1 protein-coding gene and 1 pseudogene are annotated in these 1712 nt (G+C 60.6%); both read right to left on the bottom strand.

Annotated features, from left to right (window positions below; translation table 11 throughout):
- A pseudogene (locus tag OGL92_RS21985) lies at positions 1–279 on the bottom strand (hypothetical protein); the annotation flags it as partial.
- 13 nt (positions 280–292) lie between these two features.
- Positions 293–856, bottom strand: a complete 564-nt coding sequence (locus tag OGL92_RS21980) for a hypothetical protein (protein ID WP_263147999.1) — start codon at positions 854–856, stop codon at positions 293–295.
- Between the last annotated feature and the right edge of the window lie 856 nt (positions 857–1712).

The raw sequence follows: 1712 nt of genomic DNA, 5'->3' as shown, positions 1-1712 counted from the left end.
CGCCCGGAGCACGTCGTGGTGGAAGCGCTCCAGCTCGGCGAATGGCGCGGACTTCGGGAAAACCCCTTCGATCTCGTAGCCGCGGCTGCGGCGAACGCTGCCGAGGGTGCGCTCGACGGTGTGGTCGTCGCCCCAGCGCAGCAGCACGCGGGGGAGCGGGTCCCCGTCGCGTACCTGCTCGCCCAGCTCGACCCCCTTTACGTCGGTGGCGTAGCCATTGGCCGGCCGGATCTGTTCCAGCCGCGCGACAATCGCGGCGGTAATTTTCGGTCCTCGCATGGGGTCTCCAGGGTCAGCGGGCTTTGGCCTCGGCTTCGCGCAGCCGGCGTTCCAGCTCCTGCTGGAGCATCGAGCCGATAAGGGCCGCGGCCCGGTTGTTTGCCACCTGACCGAAGTAGTAGGCGACGCTCGGCGACAGCGCGGCGCGCAGGGCCCACTCGTAGCGATAAGTCGTCGGGCCGCCCTTGGGACGCTTGGGGTTGCGCGCCTTCTCGCTCCGGGTGGCCAGCGGCTGTTGTTTCGCGCCGGCCGGGTTCACGAACCCCGCCGCCGTCTTCGCGCTACCACCCAGGCCCGGGACAGTGATGCGCGCCCGGGTGAGCGCCAGCGGAATGAATCGCCAGCCCTGGCGGTCCAGCACCGGCACCCCCGAGCTGGAGGGAATGATCCGGGCATTGAGTCGGCGCGTGCCGGCCAACTTGATCACCAGGCGCTTGTTGAGCCACGACCGCTTGAACAGTGGCGCCAAGGCCGGGACGAAAATTTCTTTCCTCGCCCGGCGCGCGGTGGTGTTGAGCGACCCACGCAGCACCGGATCGAGTGACTTGCCGATCGCCTGCAAGCGCGCCCGCGCCATCGTCTCGCCCTGCAGGGTGATTGCAAGCTCATAGCGGGTCGACCCACAGCGCCCGGACAATCCCGTCGTCGGTGCTTTCGGCGTAACCAATGACGCTGTAACGCCGGCCAGCCACCTCGAACTGGTCGCCTTCTACGAAAGAGGCTCATACCATAGACCAGTTCTCCCCGGGACCAAACACCTAGCGTCCACGATTGGTCGATTAGTGCTTCTTGTCCTGGTTTGCCAAGCTTGCCTTCCCCACACGGAGGACAGTCATGAACATCATTGCTACCGGTCGCCACGCATAGCGACGGTCGAAGCAAGGTGTCGTTAACTGCTCAGAAACTACCGTCTCGACAGGATCGAAAAAAAACCACTATTGGCTGAGTCTTAATTTCCTATACCTCACCCATGTTATTTTTAATAGATTCGAGATATAGCGAAGCCGTCACCGAACATGGATATCGATTAGGAAATGGAGGCATATTTATAGAGAATATTAGTTTTGATATAAGTCCACTATCGACCAACAGGTATATTTTGGGCATCTTTTGGTACATCCATGCTACTTTTTTCTACCCAATAAAATGAGACATGCTCGACATTTACTGAATGTCAATTGTTGAGTCTGCAGTTCCATGTGAAATTGACGCACTGACGTGCATCGCTGTATGCGATATCGTGCTGGACTCTGCATGGAGGCGGGCTAATGAACCGAGTACTCAACGTCACCACGGCCCTGGGGCCGACCGTGCTGCGCTTCGCCGCGTTGAGCGGCCGCGAGGAGATTTCCCGGCTGTTCGACTTCGCGGTGACGATGAAGAGCGAGCAGAAGGACCTCGACCCGGAGGCGATGCTCGGTACCCCGGTGACC

Origin of the sequence: Pseudomonas sp. RIT-PI-AD, from assembly GCF_025642785.1 — a bacterium.
GTDB lineage: Bacteria > Pseudomonadota > Gammaproteobacteria > Pseudomonadales > Pseudomonadaceae > Pseudomonas_T.
Note: the sequence above shows the minus strand (reverse complement) of the source record. Positions and strands in the feature narration are given on the sequence as shown.

Bases quoted from the DNA above. Each gene is read 5' to 3' on its own strand.
- OGL92_RS21980 (WP_263147999.1), bottom strand. From the start codon at position 856: ATGGCGCGGGCGCGCTTGCAGGCGATCGGCAAGTCACTCGATCCGGTG.